At 66.7% G+C, this 19280-nt stretch carries 18 protein-coding genes; 5 read left to right on the top strand and 13 right to left on the bottom strand.

The window, feature by feature from the left end; translation table 11 throughout:
* Positions 1-134: 134 nt before the first annotated feature.
* Positions 135-947, bottom strand: coding sequence for a hypothetical protein (locus H162_RS32455; protein ID WP_020651661.1), 813 nt, complete (start codon positions 945-947; stop codon positions 135-137).
* Positions 948-1095: 148 nt separating this feature from the next.
* On the bottom strand, positions 1096-1440 hold the full coding sequence (locus H162_RS33810) for a hypothetical protein (protein ID WP_156885429.1): 345 nt from the start codon (positions 1438-1440) through the stop codon (positions 1096-1098).
* A gap of 67 nt (positions 1441-1507) precedes the next feature.
* On the opposite strand from H162_RS33810, the gene H162_RS0101445 reads away from it, so the two are divergent.
* Both H162_RS0101445 and H162_RS0101450 read left to right on the top strand, forming a co-directional pair.
* On the top strand, positions 1508-2104 hold the full coding sequence (locus H162_RS0101445; RefSeq protein WP_020651662.1) for an IMPACT family protein: 597 nt from the start codon (positions 1508-1510) through the stop codon (positions 2102-2104).
* Between the two features lie 276 nt (positions 2105-2380).
* On the top strand, positions 2381-3547 hold the full coding sequence (locus H162_RS0101450; RefSeq protein ID WP_020651663.1) for an MFS transporter: 1167 nt from the start codon (positions 2381-2383) through the stop codon (positions 3545-3547).
* Positions 3548-3590: 43 nt separating this feature from the next.
* Here the strand turns inward: H162_RS0101450 and H162_RS0101455 are convergent, their stop codons facing one another.
* Positions 3591-4163: a cysteine hydrolase family protein gene (locus H162_RS0101455; RefSeq protein WP_020651664.1), complete on the bottom strand. Its 573-nt coding sequence runs from the start codon at positions 4161-4163 to the stop codon at positions 3591-3593.
* Positions 4164-4277: 114 nt separating this feature from the next.
* Here H162_RS0101455 and H162_RS0101460 point away from each other — a divergent pair, with 114 nt between their 5' ends.
* Positions 4278-5186, top strand: a complete 909-nt coding sequence (locus H162_RS0101460; protein ID WP_040786172.1) for a LysR family transcriptional regulator — start codon at positions 4278-4280, stop codon at positions 5184-5186.
* 5 nt (positions 5187-5191) lie between these two features.
* Here the strand turns inward: H162_RS0101460 and H162_RS0101465 are convergent, their stop codons facing one another.
* The 7 genes from H162_RS0101465 to H162_RS0101495 all read right to left on the bottom strand — a co-directional run bounded on the left by H162_RS0101465 (position 5192) and on the right by H162_RS0101495 (position 14043).
* Positions 5192-6028, bottom strand: a complete 837-nt coding sequence (locus H162_RS0101465) for an HDOD domain-containing protein (protein ID WP_020651666.1) — start codon at positions 6026-6028, stop codon at positions 5192-5194.
* 149 nt (positions 6029-6177) lie between these two features.
* Positions 6178-7023, bottom strand: coding sequence for a BON domain-containing protein (locus H162_RS0101470; protein ID WP_020651667.1), 846 nt, complete (start codon positions 7021-7023; stop codon positions 6178-6180).
* A gap of 127 nt (positions 7024-7150) precedes the next feature.
* Positions 7151-7840: a hypothetical protein gene (locus H162_RS0101475; RefSeq protein WP_020651668.1), complete on the bottom strand. Its 690-nt coding sequence runs from the start codon at positions 7838-7840 to the stop codon at positions 7151-7153.
* A 140-nt stretch (positions 7841-7980) separates the two neighbouring features.
* Positions 7981-9702, bottom strand: coding sequence for a DUF8614 domain-containing protein (locus H162_RS0101480; protein WP_026354104.1), 1722 nt, complete (start codon positions 9700-9702; stop codon positions 7981-7983).
* A 94-nt stretch (positions 9703-9796) separates the two neighbouring features.
* A complete protein-coding gene (locus tag H162_RS0101485) occupies positions 9797-11251 on the bottom strand; it encodes an efflux transporter outer membrane subunit (RefSeq protein ID WP_020651670.1) in 1455 nt (484 codons plus the stop codon).
* 38 nt (positions 11252-11289) lie between these two features.
* Positions 11290-12891: a DHA2 family efflux MFS transporter permease subunit gene (locus H162_RS0101490; protein WP_020651671.1), complete on the bottom strand. Its 1602-nt coding sequence runs from the start codon at positions 12889-12891 to the stop codon at positions 11290-11292.
* A 9-nt stretch (positions 12892-12900) separates the two neighbouring features.
* A complete protein-coding gene (locus tag H162_RS0101495) occupies positions 12901-14043 on the bottom strand; it encodes an HlyD family secretion protein (RefSeq protein WP_020651672.1) in 1143 nt (380 codons plus the stop codon).
* A gap of 110 nt (positions 14044-14153) precedes the next feature.
* Here H162_RS0101495 and H162_RS0101500 point away from each other — a divergent pair, with 110 nt between their 5' ends.
* Positions 14154-14813 carry a TetR/AcrR family transcriptional regulator gene (locus H162_RS0101500; RefSeq protein ID WP_026354105.1) on the top strand — a complete coding sequence of 220 codons (660 nt, stop codon included), beginning with the start codon at positions 14154-14156 and terminating at the stop codon, positions 14811-14813.
* 165 nt (positions 14814-14978) lie between these two features.
* Positions 14979-15164: a hypothetical protein gene (locus H162_RS0101505; protein ID WP_020651674.1), complete on the top strand. Its 186-nt coding sequence runs from the start codon at positions 14979-14981 to the stop codon at positions 15162-15164.
* A gap of 66 nt (positions 15165-15230) precedes the next feature.
* Here H162_RS0101505 and H162_RS0101510 read toward each other — a convergent pair whose 3' ends face one another.
* The 3 genes from H162_RS0101510 to aceF all read right to left on the bottom strand — a co-directional run bounded on the left by H162_RS0101510 (position 15231) and on the right by aceF (position 19249).
* The gene (locus H162_RS0101510) at positions 15231-15557 is read right to left on the bottom strand and encodes a hypothetical protein (RefSeq protein ID WP_020651675.1); all 327 of its coding nucleotides are present in this window, start codon (positions 15555-15557) and stop codon (positions 15231-15233) included.
* Between the two features lie 229 nt (positions 15558-15786).
* A complete protein-coding gene (gene lpdA, locus H162_RS0101515) occupies positions 15787-17589 on the bottom strand; it encodes a dihydrolipoyl dehydrogenase (protein ID WP_020651676.1) in 1803 nt (600 codons plus the stop codon).
* A gap of 13 nt (positions 17590-17602) precedes the next feature.
* Complete coding sequence (aceF, locus tag H162_RS0101520) at positions 17603-19249, bottom strand: dihydrolipoyllysine-residue acetyltransferase (protein ID WP_020651677.1); 1647 nt, start codon at positions 19247-19249, stop codon at positions 17603-17605.
* Positions 19250-19280: the final 31 nt, after the last annotated feature.

Consider the following 19280-nt stretch of genomic DNA (forward strand, 5'->3'; position numbering starts at 1 on the left):
TGCTTTGCAGCATGCAAAAGACAATCATCGACATAGAGTAAAACATCGCGAAAAGCGCAGTGTCCATAGGCTGTGGAAGCGTCATTCATTTTATTCTCCCGACATTCGATCCCGACTACTCATTACCAGAATATTTACGCTGGAATTCGCTGAACATGTTCTCCAGCCTTCGCTCCGGGAGATGCCGCAACCTCGTCCTGCAAGCCCTCCCACAACTTGTCCGGCTGTTCTTTCCCTTCCATGATGCGTTTCTTGCGACGCGCCCCATGCTTGCGTACGCTGGCGCTCAATTCGGAAATGACTTCGGTCGCCGCGAATATGATCTGATTAATATTGAATCCGGCATTCAGCATTTCCCGATAAAAGGACTTGGCCAGGATGCGCGCGATCTGATTCGGATTCCGCATTACACCAGACAACATTTCCTGCGCACTGGCATCACCCGACTTGCCCAATGCGGCTTGCGTGAAGCGCGATTTCAAGAGTTGTTGCAGTTGAATGACTTGGATGGACTTCGTGATGATCGGCGTCAGGATGCTGAAGAGATCCAGGTCGTCCTTGCTGAAACTGTTGTGCTGTTGTGGCAGGACAGCCTGGATCAGGCCCACAACCTTTCCCTTCAGAACAATTGTGGAAAACATGCTGTCGACGCGTGCCTCGCTGCCGCCGGCGAGGGCAGGCTTCGGGAAGGTGGGCATGGCCAGGTGGGATAGGGACTTGCGCAGCCTGGCAGGAGTGCCGGGCAGGAATCCAAAGCCGGCCCGCTCGCTGATTTCGGTCCGCATCGCCTCCTCGTCCGTCAGCAGGATGATGGTGCAGCCTTTCGCGCTCAGCATTCTTGCAACCAACGCAGATAATTCATCCAAGCAATCCTCCAGGCTGCCTTCGAAACCCACCTCGCTGAATAGATCGCGCAAGTCCTGCACCACGCTGTCGCTCAGTTTCATTGCAATCTCCTGTCGGATACCGCCGTGAGTAGTTCCACTTCCAGCCCCGACGCGCGCCAATGGCTCCGTGGGCTCCACCATTCTCCAATATCGTGCAATACACGCGCTCCTTATCCAGAAACGCACCAAAAAGAATCAGCCCGCCCATTCAGACCGATTGGCTGCACAACAATAAACAAATACGCACCAATATAGCCAAATGGCTAAATGAACAGAGGAAACAAGTATTAAATATAAAACCACTCCCCGCATCATTTCGATAATTACTTTCTCTCAACTCCTCTTTCAATATGTATCGCTCGATGCCGCATGATATTAATGTAATATCGAAACCGCGAAATAGAAAGGTAAACTTTGTGCGATGCACCAAAGCCACGATCGCCGTGGTTTTTTGATCACCGGGATCTTCCGCCTCTTTACCCGGGCAGCGCATGGAGGAAGCGGGAACGCCAGGCTGCTGTTCTTGCCTTTGCTTGTGGACCTGGGCTACCATGCCTGGTCAATCCCTTCGACAACGCCGGCCTTCGGGTTGGCGTTGTTGTTTTCACATCCAGCATTGCATGCCCCAGACGATCGCCAGCCCCGTTCATCACGAACTGATCATCAAGAAAAGCCGCTTCCTGGCCTGCGTCCAGCCGATGGCCGACCGCGCCGGCGCGCAACAGGTGGTGGCCGGGCTGCGGGCGCAGCATCCGGGCGCGGCCCACGTCTGCTGGGCCCTGCTGGCGGGCGGCCAGTCGGCGGCCGTCGATGACGGCGAACCCAGCGGCACCGCCGGACGCCCCATGCTCGACGTGCTGCGCCACCAGGACCTGGAAGGCGTGCTGGCCACCGTGGTGCGCTACTTCGGCGGCGTCAAGCTCGGCGCGGGCGGACTGGTGCGCGCCTATACCGACAGCGTGGCGCAAGCCCTGCTCCAGGCGCAGAAAGTCCCCATCGTCAAGCTGCAACAGCTGCGCTGCACGGCGCCCTACGCGCTCGAAGGCATGGTGCGGCGCGAACTCGACGCCGCCGGGGCCAGCCTCGACGAGGTGCTGCACCAGGACGATGTCGAATTGCGCTTCAGCCTGCCGGCGGACGCGGCGGCGGCCGTGCGCGCCCGTCTCGACGAAGCCGGCCACGGCCGCATCGGCTGGCCGCGCGCGGCCGAGGACTGAAGACCATTCGGCGCCGCTATACCTGTCATCACGACAGGAAAGCGGACTCATGTGCCGCCAGCCGGTATAGTGGCCGGTCCGCGTAACACTCCGGACCGTTCCCCTTTAGGGAACCTCGAAAAACCGTAGCGAGCGGCAGCAATGTTGACCGAGAAGCGCAGCTGTACGGGAGTACAGCGAGCATCGCAGGCCTCGGCGGCCCCGTCGACAGTGCAACGCGCAGTAGGTTTTTCGAGGTTTCCTTTACAGTCCGGCAACCTAGAAGAACGGCACGACGTGATCAAGAAAAGTCTCATCCCCCTCGCGCTCGGCGGCTTCGGTATCGGCATGACGGAATTCGTCATGATGGGCATCCTGCCCGATATCGCCACCGGCCTGCACATCAGCATTCCCCAGGCCGGCTACCTGATCACCGCCTACGCGCTCGGCGTCGTGGTCGGCGCCCCGACCCTGGTCAGCCTGTTCGCCAATCGCCCGCCGCGCACCGTGCTGGTCTGGTTCATGCTGATGTTTACGATCTTCAATGCGATGTCGGCCTTCGCACCGAACTTCCACGTGATGATGGTGTCGCGCTTCCTGGCCGGCTTGCCGCATGGCGCATTCTTCGGCGTGGGCGCGGTGGTGGCCAGCCGCCTGGCCGACGAAGGCAAGGTGGCGGCCGCGATGGCGACCATGTTCGCCGGCCTGACCCTGGCCAATGTCATCGGGGTGCCGATCGGCACCTGGATCGGCCATGTTGTCAATTGGCGGCTGGTGTTCCTGATCGTGGCGGCGATCGGCCTGGCGACCATGCTGAGCCTGCACAAGCTGGTGCCGCACGTCGAGGCGAAGAAGAGCGCCGGCCTGATGAAGGACCTGCGCATCTTCCGCAGCGGCGGCCTGTGGCTGGCGCTGGCCATCACCTCGATCGGCACCGGCGGCTTCTTCGCCTGGTTCAGCTACATCACCCCGCTGCTGACCGACGTGACCCTGTTCAAGCCGGCCACGATCCCGATGGTGATGACGGTGGTCGGCATCGGCATGACGGTCGGCGTGCTGCTCGGCGGGCGCCTGGCCGACCGCTACGATCCGCTGCCGGCCATCCTCATCCTGCTGAGCCTGATGACGGTCCTGCTGCTGTGTAATGGCCTGATGGCCACTTTGCAGCCGGCCATGCTGCTGCTGGCCTTCGCCACCGGCGCCAACGCGCTGGCGCTCGGCCCGCCGATCCAGATGCTGCTGATCGAGCATTCGCGCGACGCCGAGATGCTCGGTTCCTCGCTGGGCCAGTCCGGCTTCAACATCGGCAACGCGACCGGCGCCTTCCTCGGCGGCATTCCGCTGACCCTCGGCTATTCCTACGCCGCGCCGCAATGGGTGGCGGCGGCGCTGGCGCTCTCCGGCGTCGTCCTGGCGCTGCTGATGCTGGCGCAGCAGCGCGCGCCGGCGCGCATCCCGGCCTGACAGGGCTCGCCGGGACCACGTCCCGGCGACATCCGCGACGCCCTTACTCCCCCTTTTCCAACGCCGCCAGCACCTCGCGCGTCGTCACCACGGTGGCGAACTCGCCGTGCAGGCTGGCCAGCGCGGTATCGTGCATGTCCTCGGCCGTGAAATGGCGTCCGTCCGGCCCCGTGCGCTCGAAGGTCGCGGTCGCGTCGCCCACGAAATAGGTCTCGAACCCGAAATTGCCCGCCATTCGGGTAGTGGTGGACACGCAATGGTCGGTCGTCAATCCCATGATGACCAGCACCTCGATGCCGGCCGCGCGCAGCCGCGCCTCGAGATCGGTCCCGATGAAGGAACTGTTGACGCTCTTGAACAGCACGGGCTCTCCCGCCAGCGGCATGCCCTCGGGTTTGTGGCGATAGCCCGGCCGATCCGGATGGAACAGGCTGCCGGGGCGCGGCGAGCGGTGCTGGATGTGGAACAGCGGGCGCGGTCCAGAACGCCATGCGTCCAGCAGGATCGCGATGTTGCGCTCGGCATCGGGATTGTTGCGCTGGCCCCAGACCGGATCGTCGAAGGCCTGCTGGACGTCGATGCTGATCAGGGCGGCGTTGGCGGGCAGGTGGTGCATGCTGGTGTCCTTTCGTCATGGGTGGAAGTACCGGCATCTTGCAGCCCCGGGCACGCGGCAACCACCGAAATGGCAGATAATTGCGAGCTCTACATGAAGGATTTCGATGGCTCCATGAAGCTCAGCCAACTCAGGATGTTCGTCGCCGTGGCCGATTGCGGCGGTTTCAGCGCCGCCGCCGCCCAGCTCGGCTGCACGCAGTCGCGCATCAGCCATGCGATCGCGGAACTCGAAGGCGAACTGGGCGCCGCCCTGCTGCTGCGCACCCGCGCCGGCTCGACGCCGACCGAAGCCGGCCAGCGCGCGCTGGCCACGGCGCGCCAGATGCTGCGCCTCGAGGCCGACCTGCTGGACACGGTGGGCGCCGGCAGCGCGCTGCGCGGCACGGTGCGCATCGCCTGCTTTCGCAGCATCGGCACCCACTTGTTGCCGCATGTGGTGGAAGCGCTGGCGCAGGCGCACCCGGGCCTGCATGTGGAAATCGACGACAGCTGCGAGGAGCGGCGCGACGTCACCGACGCGCTGCGCGCGGGCCGGGCCGAGCTCGGCATCGCCCAGCTGCCGCTCGACGCCAGCCTGGCGTCCCGCCCCTACCTCAGCGACGACTACGTGCTGGTGCTGCCCGCCGCCTTGCCGCTGGACGAAGCCAGGGGCTGGCCGGCGGTGGGCGCCCTGCCCTTCATCCAGCTCGGCTGTTCCGGCGCCGCGGCGATCCTGGCGCGCTGCCGCGCGGCCGGCTTCGCGCCCGAACCCGGACGCTCGCTCGCCAACGACACCAGCATCGCGGCCATGGTCGGGCGCGGCATGGGGTATGCGATCCTGCCGCGCCTGTCCACCTTTCCCGAACCGGCGGAAGTGCGGACCGTGCCGCTGCCGATCCCGGCGCGGCGCCAGTTCGCCATCGCCGCGCTGCCGGACGTGATGCGCCAGCCGGCCGTGCGCGCGGTCGTGCGCAGCCTGCAGGACCGCACGCTGGCCGCGCGTACGCAGGCCGGGCGCGCCGGTATCATTGCCTGGGATTAAATTACCTAGACGAGGACGGCGTCGCCCATGGCATGCGCAATCTCGCAGGCTTCGTCGCGGACCAGCCGCAGGGTGTCCTCGTCGAGCACGAGGTCGAGCACGCACTCGCCATCCGGCGGCGGCGGCGCCTGCTTGCCCAGCGGCGATTGAACGGGAGCGTATTCGTTGGCCAGCAAGAGGGTGTCGAGCAGGTTATCCGGCGGCATGTTGAGCAGGCCGCCGCGCATCTCGCCGATGGCCGCGGCCACCAGGGGCGGAATCGCCAGCTTCTTCATGACTTCGGCGCTGACCACGTCTTCGCACAGCTCGCCCCAGTTCTCGGTGTCGTCCTCGAGCAGGCCGGGAAATTCGTCGGCGCGCGACAGCAGGTAGAAGCCGCCCACCTCGTGCACGATGCCGGCGAACATCGCGGTGTCGGGATTCGCACTGGTCACGTGGCGCGCCAGCGAATACGCGAGCGCCGCCACCTGGGTCGAATGCTCCCACAGCTGCTCGGCCTTGGCGCGCAGGCCGGGGTCGACGATGCGGTTGCCGAACTGGCGCACGGCAAGGCAGGCGACCAGCGATCGCAGCCGGCGGTAGCCGATCCGGGTCACGGCGGCGCGCACATTGCTCACCGGCATGCTGCTGTTGCCGCCGAAGCCGGCCGTGTTGGCCATGGCGACAGTACGCGCGGCCAGCTGCGGTTCGGCCAGCACCAGCCGGATCGCTTCTTCCACATGACAGTCGGGATCGTCGAGGGCGCGTTGCAGGCGCAACACGGCGTTGACGCTGGTGGGGAAGGTGATCTCGCCGCGCGCGGCTTGCGCAGCGATGTATCCGAAGGCTTCGAGCTTGTTCACGCGCGAGATTATACCCGCCTCCGGCTGGCCGCTTGGAGCAGCCGGGGCGAGCCATCGCATCGATCCATCGGGATGTGGCGGCCTGTTCACAGGCCAAAAGTGAGAACAGCCCGCATGCGGACATGCGGGCTGCCGGGATGCGTCCGCGCTTACTTGACCTTGAGCGCGTTCTTCACCTTGGTCACGCCTTCGACATCCTTGGCGAGGCGCTCGGCCTTCTCGGCTTCGGCTTTCGATCCGACGAAACCGCTCAGCATGACGACGCCTTTATCGGTGTCGACATTGATGGCCATGGCGCTCAGGTCCGGATCGGCGACCAGGCCGGCCTTGACCTTGGTCGTGATGGTGCTGTCCGCCACCGCCGTGGCGGCACGCTGGGCAACGTTCCTGGTCTTGTCGCCCGCACGTTCGGCGGCGTTCTCGGTGCGCGCGGCCGCGGTGGCGGCATCGCGGTTCTCGACCAGGCAAGCGGTCCTGGCGTCACCGGTCATCTTTTCGCAGCGATCGACCGCGGCCGACTTCACCGGATCGCGGGTGTCGCTGCTGGTGACCAGGCCGCCGCTGCCGCTGGCGCCGACGACGGTGGCGCCGTCACGCGTGCCCTTCAGCTCGGCCAGGGCGGCGGTCCGCACTGCCTTGGCATCGGCCGTGCACTTGTCCTCGGCATCGCCGGTCATCGTTTCACATTTTTCCTCGGCGAGTTCGTACTCGGCCTGGATCACCTTGTCGCGGGCCGCGTGCAGTTCGCTCGCGTCTTTCCGGTACTTGGTCACTGCGGCGGCTTCGGCCTTGGCGCGCATCAGCTTGGCCTCGGCCACGCAGACTTCTTCGGCGTCGCCGCCTTTTTTATCGCACCTGTCCTTGGCGACACGGTAATCGGCAGACGCCTTGTCGGTGGCTCTCTGGTAGGCGTCTTTAGCTTGGGCAACAGCGGGGGCGATTGCGATGCTGGCTCCGGCAGCGGTTGCAATCAGGGTAGCGATGAAGGTCTTCATGATGGTCCCTTGCATTCGGTTGTTGTGATGGCGTCCATTAGACGCCCCCACCTCGACCATCATCTGTGCGACAACGAACACTTGTCGATAAAACAGCATTGCTGCCGCCGGGCGCCGCCGGCGACCCTTATTCGTCGCGCAACAGGCCCTCGCGCCATAGTTCGTTTGCAGCAACGAACGGCGTGGCCGCCGAGTCGAATTGCGTCCCATCCTCGGCCAGGCGCACCCAGGCGCCCGTGTCATGGCCGCTGCGCGGGATCGCCAGCTTGCCGCGGACGTCGGCCAGCCAGCGGTAGACGCGGGCATACTCGGCCGGATGGCTGCGCTGGGTCCAGGCCAGCGCAGCGAGGTCGGCGAAACCTTCCTCGCGGCGCGTCTCGCGCATCTCCTTCGAGGCCGCCAGCAACTCGGCATCGAGGGAGGTTTCCTCGCTTTCTTCCACGAATCCCGCCGGCAGCGCATGCCAGACGCCTTCGGCATAGCGCCAGCAATGCGCCAGCTCGTGCGCCGCCATGGCTTCGATCAGGATGCCCTGCTCCGCTTCGGGCACGCCGTCCAGCACGCTTTCCGCCTCGGGATTGCCGCGCATCGACAGCACCAGCTTGCAGCGGCCGTTGGCGAAACCCATCGCCAGCGGCACGTCGCCGGGCCTGGCCTGGGGCTGGACGATGATGTCGACCGGCAGCTTGATCTGTTTCGCGTAGGTGAGTACCGGGACGGAGGCGCGCAGCCAGCGTGTTTCCAGCGCAGTCAGGTCGGCGGCGTGGAGCGGGAAGGAGGCGGCAAGGCTTGCCGCGAACAGCAGGGACTTGAACATATGAAGCACTCGGCAGACTGAATTCCTACTGGCAATTCTATCCCCGGATCAAGTCCAACTCTCAGGAAAATATTTCGTCGTGTTTAAAACGACAAGGGGCTGCCGAGGCAGCCCCTTGTCCTTAGTGCATCAGTACATGTTTATTTCGTCAAGCTTGCCGCCGTCACGAACGCCGGACGAATATCGTTCGGCACCGCCTTCAGCTTGTCGAGCGCCTTGCGCACTTCCGGACGGATCACCACGTACTTGTCCATCATCGCGCGGGCAGCCGCATAGTCGCCGGTGGCTTCGATGGTCAGGAACTCGCGGTCCAGGTCGATGACCGCCTGCTTGATCTTCTTGAAGTCGACCGAGAAGCTGCCGTCCGGATGCGCCACGAAGGCGCCCTTGTCGAGCAGGTAATTCATCTGGATCGCCATGCCGCGCGCGTGCGAGGAGGTCAGGCCGAAATGCAGGGTGCGGAAGGCTGATGCCAGGAAGGTGTTGTACAGCTTGCGCTCGGCGGCGGCGCCCTGCCCCAGCGTGTCCTTCAGCAGGCCCTTGTCCATCATGTAGCCCAGCGCCCACAGGCCGGTGATGTCGGCCTTGGCTTCCTCGATGGTCGAATAGGTTTCCTTCAGGTCCTGGCGCGGGGTCGACTCCTTGCCGTCCTTCTTCGTGTGGTGCGGACCCAGGCCGTGCATGATTTCATGCGCCAGGATGTGGGTGAAGAAGGAGTCGAAGTCGAGGTCCTTCTGGTCGGCCGCACGCAGCACCTGCTTGCTGATCGGGGTCAGGGTGGACTTGAACTTGGCCTGCTGTACGTTCTTGAGCATGACGCGCTTGGAACCGCGCTCGCGGATCACGCGCTCGTCGTTCGGCAGGTTGTAGGCGGCGGTCTGCACGCCCATGTTGCCGTCGCCCGCGCCATAGACTTCGTTCACCACCACCATCGGGGCGATCGCGCCGACCTTCGGGTTGCGGTACTGCTTGTCGACCGGCAGGTTGTCTTCCAGCTCCTGCAGGTGCTTGCCGAAGAAGTCCAGCTTCGCCGTTTCCTTCGGATCGCGGATGCTGACATAGGCTTCGAACGCGGCCTTGTAGCCGAACAGTTCGTCGTTATAGGTCTCGTACGGCCCGATGGTGACGTCGACCGGCGAATCCAGGTCCATCCAGGCGAAATCGGAAGCCAGGTAGTCGTTGCTCAGGAAGGCGTCGGCGCGCAGGGTCAGGAATTTCTTGAGCGAGGCGTTGTCGGTGGCGGCGGCCGCTTCGCGCAGCAGCTTGGCCAGCTGCTCCAGCTCCGGGCGGTATTCGTCGGAATACTTCACGGTGCGGAACTTGCCGTCCGGGCCGGTGCGGATCACGGTGAAGAACCACTGGGCTTCCTGCCTCGCCTGCGGCGACAGGCCGTTCATCCAGCTTTCCAGCGCGCCCTTGGTGGCCCCAGGCGGGTAGAAGTTCGCGCCTTCCGGCTTCTTGGCCGGGATCGCGATGCCGGCGTATTCGGGCGGCATGAAGGACTTGTTGTCGTCCAGGCCGGACCACGGACCCTTGTTGAGCCAGAACGCTTCCTGGCGCGCGCGGCCGAGCGGGGTCGTGTCCTTGCGCAGGGCGGCCAGCAGCGCTTCGTTATGGGACCAGCGCTGGCGCAGCTGCAGGGTGTCGACGATCCTGGCGGCCTCGATCAGCTTGCCGATGGCGACGCGGTCGCCGCGCGAGAGCTTCGAGACATCGGCGTTCAGGTCGACCGGCGCGAAGCGCTTGGTCATGGACAGGAGCTGTTCGGTGGTGGCCGGAGTTGCCGCTGATGGCGGGGCGTCGGCGGCGAAGGCGGCGCCGATGGCCGCGCACAGAACGAGAGGAGCGAGGATTTTCTTCATGGGTCCCTTAAGTTGTGGATGACAACCGAGGCATTGTAAACCTCAAGGGAGGGGGCATGATGAAAACTCGATATGCATGCGCCGGCTGAACGCGTCAGCGCACCGCCGCCAGTGCCGGCCCCTGCTCCCAGCCGCCGCCGAGCGCGCGCGCCACGGCCACGCTGGCCAGCAGGCGCTGGGTGCGGATCTGCGCCGCCGCCCGGTCCGCCGCCAGCGCGCTGCGCTGGGCGTCGGTCACGTCGAGGTAGGTCGACACGCCGCGCTCGTAGCGCGCCTGCGCCACCAGCAGCGCGCGCGCCGCGGCCTGCTGCGACTGGGCCTGCACTTCGCCCTGCTTCTGGCGCTGCTCGACGTCGGACAGCGCATCCTCGACTTCGCGCAGCGCGCCCAGCAGGCGGGTCTCGTGGCTGGCGCGCGCCTCTTCGTAGCGCGCCCTGGCCAGCGCCAGGTTGGCGCGGTTGCGGCCGGCGTCGAACAGCGGCAGCGACAGCGCCAGCGGCCCCGCCGAGAACTGGCGCGCCCCGCCGCTGGCGAGGTCGCGCAGGTCTTCGGAGGCGAAGCCGAAATTCCCGGTCAGCGACACCGACGGATAGAACGCGCCCTCGGCCACGCCGACCTGGGCGTTGGCCGCCCTGAGCTGGGCGACGCTGGCCGCCAGGTCGGGCCGCCGCCCCACCAGGCTGGCCGGCAGGCCGACCGGGACCATCGGCGGCTGCGGCAGCCGCGCAGCGGGCGCCGCCGCCGGCAGCAGCGGCGCGCTGGGCGAGGCGCCGACCAGGGTGGCCAGCGCGTGCTCGACCAGGTTGCGCTGGCGCTGTACCTCGTGCAGGTCGGCCTCGGCGTTGGCGCGTTCGATACGGGCGCGCGAGACATCCAGCTCGTTCGACAGGCCGGCCTTGAAGCGCGCTTCGACCAGGTCCTGGGCCTCCTGCCGGGTGCCGAGGGCGTCGCGCAGGATCGCCAGCTCGGCGTCCAGGCCGCGCAGCTGCCAGTAGCTTGATGCCACCTGGCCGGACAGCAGCAGGATCACGCCGTCGCGGTCGTCCTGCGCCGCCAGCGCCTGCGCATCGGCCGCCTCGACCGCGCGGCGCACGCGTCCCCACAGGTCCAGTTCATACGACAGCGAGGCGCCGACGCTGAAGTTGTCGCCTTCGATCGAACGCCCGCCCAGCGCCCGGCCCTGCGCGGTCTCGGCCGAGGTGCGCGTATTCGACACCCCGGTGCTGACCGACACGGCCGGCAATTGCCCTGCCCGCGCCACGCCCAGCTGGGCCTGGGCCTGCAGCAGGCGCTGCGCGGCCGCCTTCACGCCCGGGTTGTCGTGCAAGGCGCGCTGCTCCAGGCTGTCGAGGGTGGCGTCGCCGAACACGGTCCACCAGGCGGCCGGCAGGCGCGCGCCGTCGGCGTTCGCGCCGGCGTCGGCGGCGTGGCGGAAGGCCGGGGCCGAGGGCGCGCCCGGCGCCTGGAAATCGGCGCCGACCGTGGCGCAGCCCGCGAGGGCGGCGGCCAGCGCGCCGGCGAGGAGGGAGGGCAGGAATCGCTTGATCATGTCTGTTCTCTTCTTTCGTATCCGTATCAGTGGGCGCATCAGTGGGCAGCCGAGGCGCCGCCGGGCGACTTGACCTTGTCGGCCATCCAGATCGCCGCGATGCAGCCGATCAGGACCAGGCCCATGATCCAGAAGGCGTCGTTGTAGGCCATCACATAGGCTTCGCGCCGCACCACGCGGTCGAGCACGGCGAGCGCCTGGCTGGCCGCCGTGGCCGGGTCCATGCCGCCGGCGAGGAAGCCCTGGGTCAGCTGGTCGAGGCGCTGCTGGGTCGGCAGCGCGTAGTTCGACACCGATTCGCCCAGGCGCGCCGAGTGGAAGTGCTCGCGGTTGGTCAGCGCGGACGCCAGCAGCGCGATGCCGATCGAGCCGCCCAGGTTGCGGGTCATGTTGAACAGGCTCGAGGCCGACGGCATGTCGCGCTGCGGCAGGCCCGACATCGCGAAGTTCGACAGGGTCAGCATCACGAAGGGCTGGCCGATCGCGCGCACCAGCTGGGTCAGCATCAGCTGGTCGGCGCCGGTGCCCGCATCCATGAAGGCGTTCATCAGGCAGGAGCCGCCGAACAGCAGCAGGCCGAACGAGCACAGGATGCGGTTGTCGACCTTCGAGGACAGCATCGCCGCGACCGGCATCACCAGCAGCTGCGGCAGGCCGACCCAGGCGATCACCTCGCCGATCTGCATCGGCGTGTAGCCGGCGATCTGGCTCAGGTAGAGCGGCAGCAGGAACGAGGCGCCGTACAGGCCCATGCCGGTGACCGCCGACAGCGCGGTCGCGACCAGGAAGTTGCGCTGTCCGTACAGGCGCAGGTTGACGAAGGGCTCGGGCCGCGTGAAGCTCAGCGCCACCCAGCCCAGGATGCCGGCCAGCGACAGCGCGGCGAAGGTCACGATGAACGAAGACTCGAACCAGTCCTTCGAATTGCCCTCTTCCAGGAAGATCGTCAGGCAGGCCAGGCCCATCGCCATCAGGCCGATGCCGAGCCAGTCGGCGTGCACCAGCTGGCGCACGTTCGCCTTTTCCTTGTCCAGTCCCCACCACATGCCCGCGATCAGGAGCACGCCCGGGATCCAGTTGATGTAGAAGATCGACGGCCAGCCGTACAGCTCCGACAGGTAGCCGCCCAGGGTCGGGCCCATGGCCGGCGCCAGGGTGGCGGTGAGGCCGAAGATCGCCATGCCGGCCGCGCGCTTCGAGGCCGGCAGGCGCGTCATCACCAGGGTCATCGCCATCGGGATCAGCGCGCCGCCGGTGAAGCCCTGCAGCATGCGGAACACGATCATGCTCTCGAGGTTCCAGGCCGCGCCGCACAGGGTCGAGAACAGCAGGAACAGCACGGTGGTGCCGATCAGGTAGAGGCGGGCGCCGAAGGCGCGCGTGAACAGCGCCGTCATCGGGATCACGACGATCTCGGCGCACAGGTAGGCGGTCGAGATCCACGAGCCCTCTTCCTGGGTCGCCGACAGCGTGCCCAGGATGTCGCGCAGCGAGGAATTGGTGATCTGGATGTCGAGCACCGCCATGAAGGCGCCCAGCATGCCGGCGGCGACCGCGATCCAGGTGCGCAGGTCGACCCGGGCGCCGTCCGGGGGCGCGCCCGCCATCGCGCCGGGAGCGGCCTTGGTCAGGGTGGTCATGGCCGGCCCTTAGTGCGCAGCGGCGGTCCGGGTATGCGCGGACTGCTGGCCCAGCTCGACCTCGGCCACCACCGACATGCCCGGCACCAGGCGGCCGGCGTACTTGCGCACGTCGGCCTGCGCCAGGGTGATCTTGACCGGCACGCGCTGCACGATCTTGGTGAAGTTGCCGGTCGCGTTATCGGCCGGCAGCAGCGCGAACTGGTTGCCCGAGGCCGGCGCGAAGCTGTCCACGCGGCCCACCAGGTGCTGGCCGGGCAGCGCGTCGATGTCGAGCCTGACCTGCTGGCCCGGCTGCAGGCCCGCCAGCTGGGTTTCCTTGAAGTTGGCGACCACCCAGACGTCGTCCTCGACCACGGCCAGCAGCTGCTGGCCCGGCTGCACGCGGGCGCCGATCTCGACGCTGCGCTTGCCGATGCGGCCCGCGACCGGCGCCACGATGCGGTTGTAGGCGAGCTGCTGGCGGGCGTCCTTGAGCTGGGCCTGCAGCACCTTGACCTGGGCCTTGAGCACGTCGCGGCCGGCATCGGCGGCGGCCACCTGGGCCTGGGCCGCGGCCGCGTTCTCGCGGCGCGCCGCCACGTCGGCGCCGGCGCCGGCGCGCGCGGCGTTCGAGGCATCCACCTCGGCCTTCGACACCGCCTTCATGGTGTCGTTGTACAGCTGGCCGAAGCGCTCGGCGTCCTGGCGCGCACGCACCAGCTGGGCCTCGGCCTGCCTGATCTGGGCGCCGGCCGCCGCCGCCTGGGCGCGCACCTGCGCCACCTGGGCGTCGGCCTGGGCGATCTGCTGCTGCACGCTGGCGATCTGCGCCTCGATCTGCTCGACCCGCACGCTGTGGTCAGCCGGATCCAGCTCGGCGATCACGTCGCCCGCCTTGACCACCTGGTTATCCTCCACCAGCACCCGCGTCACCACGCCCGCCACGCGCGCCGACACCGGGTGCACCCGGCCGGTCACGTAGGCGTTCTCGGTCTCCACGTAATGGTGGCCGCGGTACCACATGCGTCCGCCCGCGCCAAGGGCGACCAGGGCGATCAGCGCCACCACGCCCAGCACGCGCTTGTTCGGCGGCGTCTTGCCGGGCGCGGCGGGCGCCTGAGAAGAAACGGCGGCGGACTTGTGCTCGGCCGGGGTATGCGATTCTGCCATGGGGTACTCCGAAGAAATGAAATGGGGTCATCGCATTATTTTCCATCGACAGGCCAAAGTCAAGAAATGAAACGGTTGCATTTCATTCGCCTTTACACTACAGTCGAAGCATGAGCAAATCTTCTACCGAGTCTTCCTGCTGTGCGAAAACGGCCGGGCGCCCCAAGGCGTCCGAAGTCGAGGCGCGCACCCAGGAACTGGTCCATGTGGCCGGCAGGCTGTTCCTCAAGCACGGCTATACCAGGGTCAGCCTGGAGTCGATCGCGCGCGAGGCGCGCGTGGCGGTGCGCACCATCTACGTGAAGTTCGGCGGCAAGGCCGGCCTGCTCAAGGCCGTGCTGGCCTCGCAGCGCGAGCGCTTCTTTGCCGACCGCAACATGGACACGGATCCCCGCCCCTTGCGCCAGATCGTCGACGATTTCGCCCTCGAATTCCACATCATGCTGTGCGCGCCCGACGCGGTGGCGATGCAGCGCGTCGTCATCGCCGAGTCGGGCAGCGACCCGGAACTGGCGGAAACCTTCTACGAAGGCGGCCCGCGCCTGACGCGCGACATGCTGGCGCGCTTCTTCGCGCGTCCCGACATCCGCGCCCAGCTGCGCGACGACCTGGCGCTGGAGCTCCTGCCCTCGCACTTGATCACCTGCATCAGCGGCGACCCGATCCTCCGCTTCCTGTTCGCGGATGCCGATCCGGACGGCGAGCAGGCGCGGCGCCTGCTGGCCCAGCGCATGGAGCTGTTCTATCACAGCGTATTAAGGCGTCCTTAAGAGCGGAAACGGTACTATCTCAGCTTGCCAAGGCAGCCTTGGCGACCGGGACTGTACGTCATCGCACCGACCCGGTATGATGTTTATGACAACCTGCAAACATTGTTTTCAGGAGAATGTCATGGGTTCCAACAAGACGACAGCGGGATACCGCGAGGAGGAAGTATGAGCAAGTCATCCCGTTATGAATGGCGCGACCTGCAGGCCGCCCTGCAGGAGCGCATGAAGGGGTTCATCGAGAATCCCGGCAACGAACAGCTCGAGGCCGTCGTGGCCGAGATGCGTGCCTACGCCGCCGCCGCGCAGGCGGGCACGATCGACATTCCACAACGCTTCGTCAGCTTCGGCTGATCGCGCGCAGCAACAGATCTGCCGTCCGGCGCAAGCCGGGCGGCATTTTTTTTGCGGCAACGCCTGCTAGACGGCCGGGGCCGGCACCGGCCTGGCAGGACCGAGCTCGGCCATGTCCAGGTCGATGACGCGCGTCAGCAGGTGCACCTTGCGCGGGGCCCGGTGACGCTCGTGGATTTCGCGTGTCAGCACTTCGACGCGGCGCGGCCGCAGCGCGACCTGGCGCGGATCGATGGCATCCGGCGAGTGGTCGTCGAACTTCGCCGCCAGTTGCTGGGAAATGGTTCCGGTCACGGTATGGGGTACGCCGTGGACCGTGGTCCTGAGTTCGAAACTGCGGGATTCCGGTAATACGTAGACGGTGCCGATGAATTCATTGCCGTGTTCGTCCATGTCTGACTCCTGAGCAAGACGCGACCGCGGCAATGGGGCTTGCCGCCTCATGTTCCCATCATAGCAAGTTGGCAGGCGGGAGCAACGGGCACACGGTATGTTTATTTCTGCCGTATCGCAAGTTGGCGGGGGCTGTTGTTTTGCTGAGCAGGGGTGGACGGCTCTGCCGTCCACCCTGCAAAAAAACCGGGACCCAAGGGTCCCGGTTTCACATGTATCGTCCAGCCGATCAACGCTTGCGCGGCGGCGGCAAATCCGTGCAGACGCCTTCGTAGGCTTCCGCCGCCATCCCGATCGATTCGCCCAGGGTCGGGTGCGGGTGGATGGTCTTGCCGATATCCACGCCGTCCGCGCCCATCTCGATCGCCAGCGCGATCTCGCCGATCATGTCGCCGGCATTGGTGCCGACGATCGTGCCGCCGACGATGCGATGGGTCTCGGCGTCGAACAGCAGCTTGGTGAAGCCTTCGTCGCGGCCGTTGGCGACCGCGCGGCCGCTGGCGTTCCACGGGAAGTGGCCCTTCTCGACCTTGACGCCCTGCTGCTTGGCTTCTTCCTCGGTCAGGCCGACCCACGCCACTTCCGGATCGGTGTAGGCCACCGACGGGATCACCTTGGCGTCGAAGTAGGCCTTCTCGCCATGCGCCGCCTCGGCTGCCACGTGGGCTTCATGCACGGCCTTGTGCGCCAGCATCGGCTGGCCGACCAGGTCGCCGATCGCGAAGATGTGCGGCACGTTGGTGCGCATCTGGCGATCCACCGCGATGAAGCCGCGGTCGCTCACCGCCACGCCCGCCTTCTCGGCGGCGATCTTCTTGCCGTTCGGGCTGCGGCCCACGGCCACCAGCACCATGTCGTACAGCTGCGGCGCCGGGGCGGCCACGCCTGCCTCGGCCGACTCGAACGTGACCTTGATGCCTTCCGGCAGCGCTTCCACGCCGACGGTCTTGGTCTTCAGCATGACGTTGTCGAAGCGGGCCGCGTTGTACTTCTGCCAGACCTTGACGGCCTCGCGGTCCGCGCCCTGCATCAGGCCATCCATCATCTCGACCACGTCGATGCGCGCGCCGAGCGTGGAGTACACGGTCGCCATCTCCAGGCCGATGATGCCGCCGCCGATGACCAGCATCTTTTTCGGCACCTGGCGCAGCTCCAGCGCGCCGGTCGAGTCGACGATGCGCGGATCTTCCGGCACGAAAGGCAGCTTCACGACCGCGGAACCGGCCGCGATGATCGCCTTCTGGAACTTGACGACCTTCTTGCCGCCGTCGGCCGAGGTGACCTCGAGGTGGTTCGGGCTCAGGAACTGGCCCACGCCCTGCACCACGTTGACCTTGCGCGCCTTGGCCATGAAGGCCAGGCCGCCGGTCATCTTCTTGATCACGCCGTCCTTGTAGGCGCGCAGCTTGTCGATGTCGACGTCCGGCTTGGCGAAGCTCACGCCGAGGTCGGCCATATGGGCGGTCTCGTCCATGATGTGCGCCACGTGCAGCAGCGCCTTCGACGGGATGCAGCCCACGTTCAGGCAGACGCCGCCCAGGGTCGCGTACTTCTCGACCAGGACGGTGTTCATGCCCAGGTCGGCCGCGCGGAAGGCGGCGGAATAGCCGCCCGGACCCGCGCCCAGCACCATCATCTCGCATTCGATGTCGACCTGGCCGCTGTAGCTGGCCGCGCCCGGGACAGGCGCCGCGGCCGGCGCAGGGGCCGCTGCCGCTGCCGGCGCCGGAGCCGGTGCGGCGGCTGCCGCGGGCTTCTCGGCCGGCGCCGCCGGGGCGGCGGCCGCGCCGGCGCCGGATTCCTCCAGCACCAGCAGCAGGTTGCCCTCGTTGATCTTGTCGCCGACCTTGACCTTCAGCTCCTTGACCACGCCCGCATGGGTCGACGGGATCTCCATGCTGGCCTTGTCCGACTCGACGGTGATCAGGGACTGGTCGACCTTGATGGTGTCGCCCGGCTTGACCATCAGCTCGATCACTTCCACATCCTTGAAATCGCCGATGTTCGGGACTTTCACTTCAACAGTGCTCATCGTGGCGCTCCAATCACAGAAGGGTCTTGCGCAGGTCGGACAGGACGTCGGCCAGGTACGCGGAGAAGCGTGCGGCGCCGGCGCCGTCGATCACGCGGTGATCGTAGGACAGCGACATCGGCAGCATCAGGCGCGGCTGGAAGGCCGAGCCGTCCCACACCGGCTTCATGGCCGACTTCGACAGGCCGAGGATCGCCACCTCAGGCGCGTTGATGATCGGCGTGAACGCGGTGCCGCCGATGCCGCCCAGCGACGAGATGGTGAAGGTCGCGCCCTGCATCGAGGCCGGGCTCAGCTTGCCGTCGCGCGCCTGCGCGGACAGCTCGCCCATCTCGGTGGCGATCTGCGACACGGTCTTCTTGTCGGCATCCTTCACGACCGGAACCACCAGGCCGTTCGGGGTGTCGGCGGCGAAGCCGATGTTGTAGTACTTCTTGAGGATCAGGTTGGCGCCCGTCTCGTCGAGCGAGGCGTTAATCTGCGGGAACTTTTTCAGCGCGGCGACGCTCGCCTTGATGACGAAGGCCAGCATGGTCAGCTTGACGGTCGACTTCTGCTTGGCCAGCGCGGCGTTCGAATCGACGCGGAACTGCTCCAGGTCGGTGACGTCGGCTTCGTCGAAGTGCGTCACGTGCGGGATCATCACCCAGTTGCGGTGCAGGTTCGGGCCCGACAGCTTCTTGATGCGCGACAGCGCCAGGGTTTCGGTCTCGCCGAACTTCGAGAAGTCGAGCGACGGCCATGGCAGCAGGCTGATGCCGCCGATGCCCGCGCCGCCGGCGGCTGCCGGCGCTGCGCTCGGCGCCGCGGCGGCGCCGCTCATCACGCCCTTGACGAAGTTCTGCACGTCCTGCTGGGTGATGCGGCCTTTCGGACCGCTGCCTGGCACGCGCGCCAGGTCCACGCCCAGTTCGCGGGCGAAGCGGCGGATCGACGGCGAGGCGTGCGCCTTCGAACCGGTCACGCCTTGCGCAGGCGCTGCCGCCGGAGCCGGGGCTGCCGCGGTGGCGGGAGCGGCTGCGGCTGCGGGCGCGGCGGCCGGTGCGGCCGGTGCGGCTGCAGCAGCCGGTGCGGCCGCAGGCGCGCCGCCGGCCGCTTCGAGCAGCAGCACCAGCGAGCCCTTGGCGACCTTGTCGCCGACCTTGACCTTGAGTTCCTTGACGACGCCGGCGTGGCTGGACGGGATCTCCATGCTGGCCTTGTCCGATTCGACGGTGATCAGGGACTGGTCGACCTTGATGCTGTCGCCCGGCTTGACCATCAGTTCGATGACTTCGACTTCCTTGAAGTCGCCGATGTCCGGCACGGTGACTTCGACGATGCCGCCCGATGCCGCTGGAGCGGCGGCAGGTGCGGCGGCGGGCGCCGGTGCGGCGGCGGCGGCAGGAGCCGCGGCAGCAGGCGCGGCAGCGCCGGCGCCGCCCGCTTCCTCGAGCAGCAGCACGAGCGAACCTTCGGCGACCTTGTCGCCGACCTTGATCTTCACTTCCTTCACGACGCCGGCATGGCTCGACGGGATTTCCATGCTGGCCTTGTCCGATTCGACGGTGACCAGGGACTGGTCGACCTTGATCGTGTCGCCCGGCTTGACCATCAGCTCGATGACTTCGACTTCCTTGAAGTCACCGATGTCCGGGACTTTGACTTCCACAATGCTCATAGTGTTAGCTCCAATTTTTCTTTGAGTTAGC

This window comes from Massilia niastensis DSM 21313 (assembly GCF_000382345.1).
Lineage (GTDB): Bacteria > Pseudomonadota > Gammaproteobacteria > Burkholderiales > Burkholderiaceae_D > Telluria > Telluria niastensis.

Excerpts from the sequence above, each read along its gene's own strand:
- aceF (WP_020651677.1), bottom strand. The coding sequence starts at position 19,249 with ATGAGCATTGTGGAAGTCAAAGTCCCGGACATCGGTGACTTCAAGGAA.
- H162_RS0101475 (WP_020651668.1), bottom strand. The coding sequence starts at position 7,840 with ATGTTCAAGTCCCTGCTGTTCGCGGCAAGCCTTGCCGCCTCCTTCCCG.
- H162_RS0101445 (WP_020651662.1), top strand. The coding sequence starts at position 1,508 with ATGCCCCAGACGATCGCCAGCCCCGTTCATCACGAACTGATCATCAAG.
- H162_RS33810 (WP_156885429.1), bottom strand. The coding sequence starts at position 1,440 with ATGGTAGCCCAGGTCCACAAGCAAAGGCAAGAACAGCAGCCTGGCGTT.
- H162_RS0101470 (WP_020651667.1), bottom strand. The coding sequence starts at position 7,023 with ATGAAGACCTTCATCGCTACCCTGATTGCAACCGCTGCCGGAGCCAGC.
- H162_RS0101490 (WP_020651671.1), bottom strand. The coding sequence starts at position 12,891 with ATGACCACCCTGACCAAGGCCGCTCCCGGCGCGATGGCGGGCGCGCCC.
- H162_RS0101510 (WP_020651675.1), bottom strand. The coding sequence starts at position 15,557 with ATGGACGAACACGGCAATGAATTCATCGGCACCGTCTACGTATTACCG.
- H162_RS0101455 (WP_020651664.1), bottom strand. The coding sequence starts at position 4,163 with ATGCACCACCTGCCCGCCAACGCCGCCCTGATCAGCATCGACGTCCAG.
- H162_RS0101460 (WP_040786172.1), top strand. The coding sequence starts at position 4,278 with ATGAAGCTCAGCCAACTCAGGATGTTCGTCGCCGTGGCCGATTGCGGC.
- H162_RS0101495 (WP_020651672.1), bottom strand. The coding sequence starts at position 14,043 with ATGGCAGAATCGCATACCCCGGCCGAGCACAAGTCCGCCGCCGTTTCT.
- H162_RS32455 (WP_020651661.1), bottom strand. The coding sequence starts at position 947 with ATGAAACTGAGCGACAGCGTGGTGCAGGACTTGCGCGATCTATTCAGC.
- H162_RS0101480 (WP_026354104.1), bottom strand. The coding sequence starts at position 9,702 with ATGAAGAAAATCCTCGCTCCTCTCGTTCTGTGCGCGGCCATCGGCGCC.
- H162_RS0101505 (WP_020651674.1), top strand. The coding sequence starts at position 14,979 with ATGAGCAAGTCATCCCGTTATGAATGGCGCGACCTGCAGGCCGCCCTG.
- H162_RS0101500 (WP_026354105.1), top strand. The coding sequence starts at position 14,154 with ATGAGCAAATCTTCTACCGAGTCTTCCTGCTGTGCGAAAACGGCCGGG.
- lpdA (WP_020651676.1), bottom strand. The coding sequence starts at position 17,589 with ATGAGCACTGTTGAAGTGAAAGTCCCGAACATCGGCGATTTCAAGGAT.
- H162_RS0101485 (WP_020651670.1), bottom strand. The coding sequence starts at position 11,251 with ATGATCAAGCGATTCCTGCCCTCCCTCCTCGCCGGCGCGCTGGCCGCC.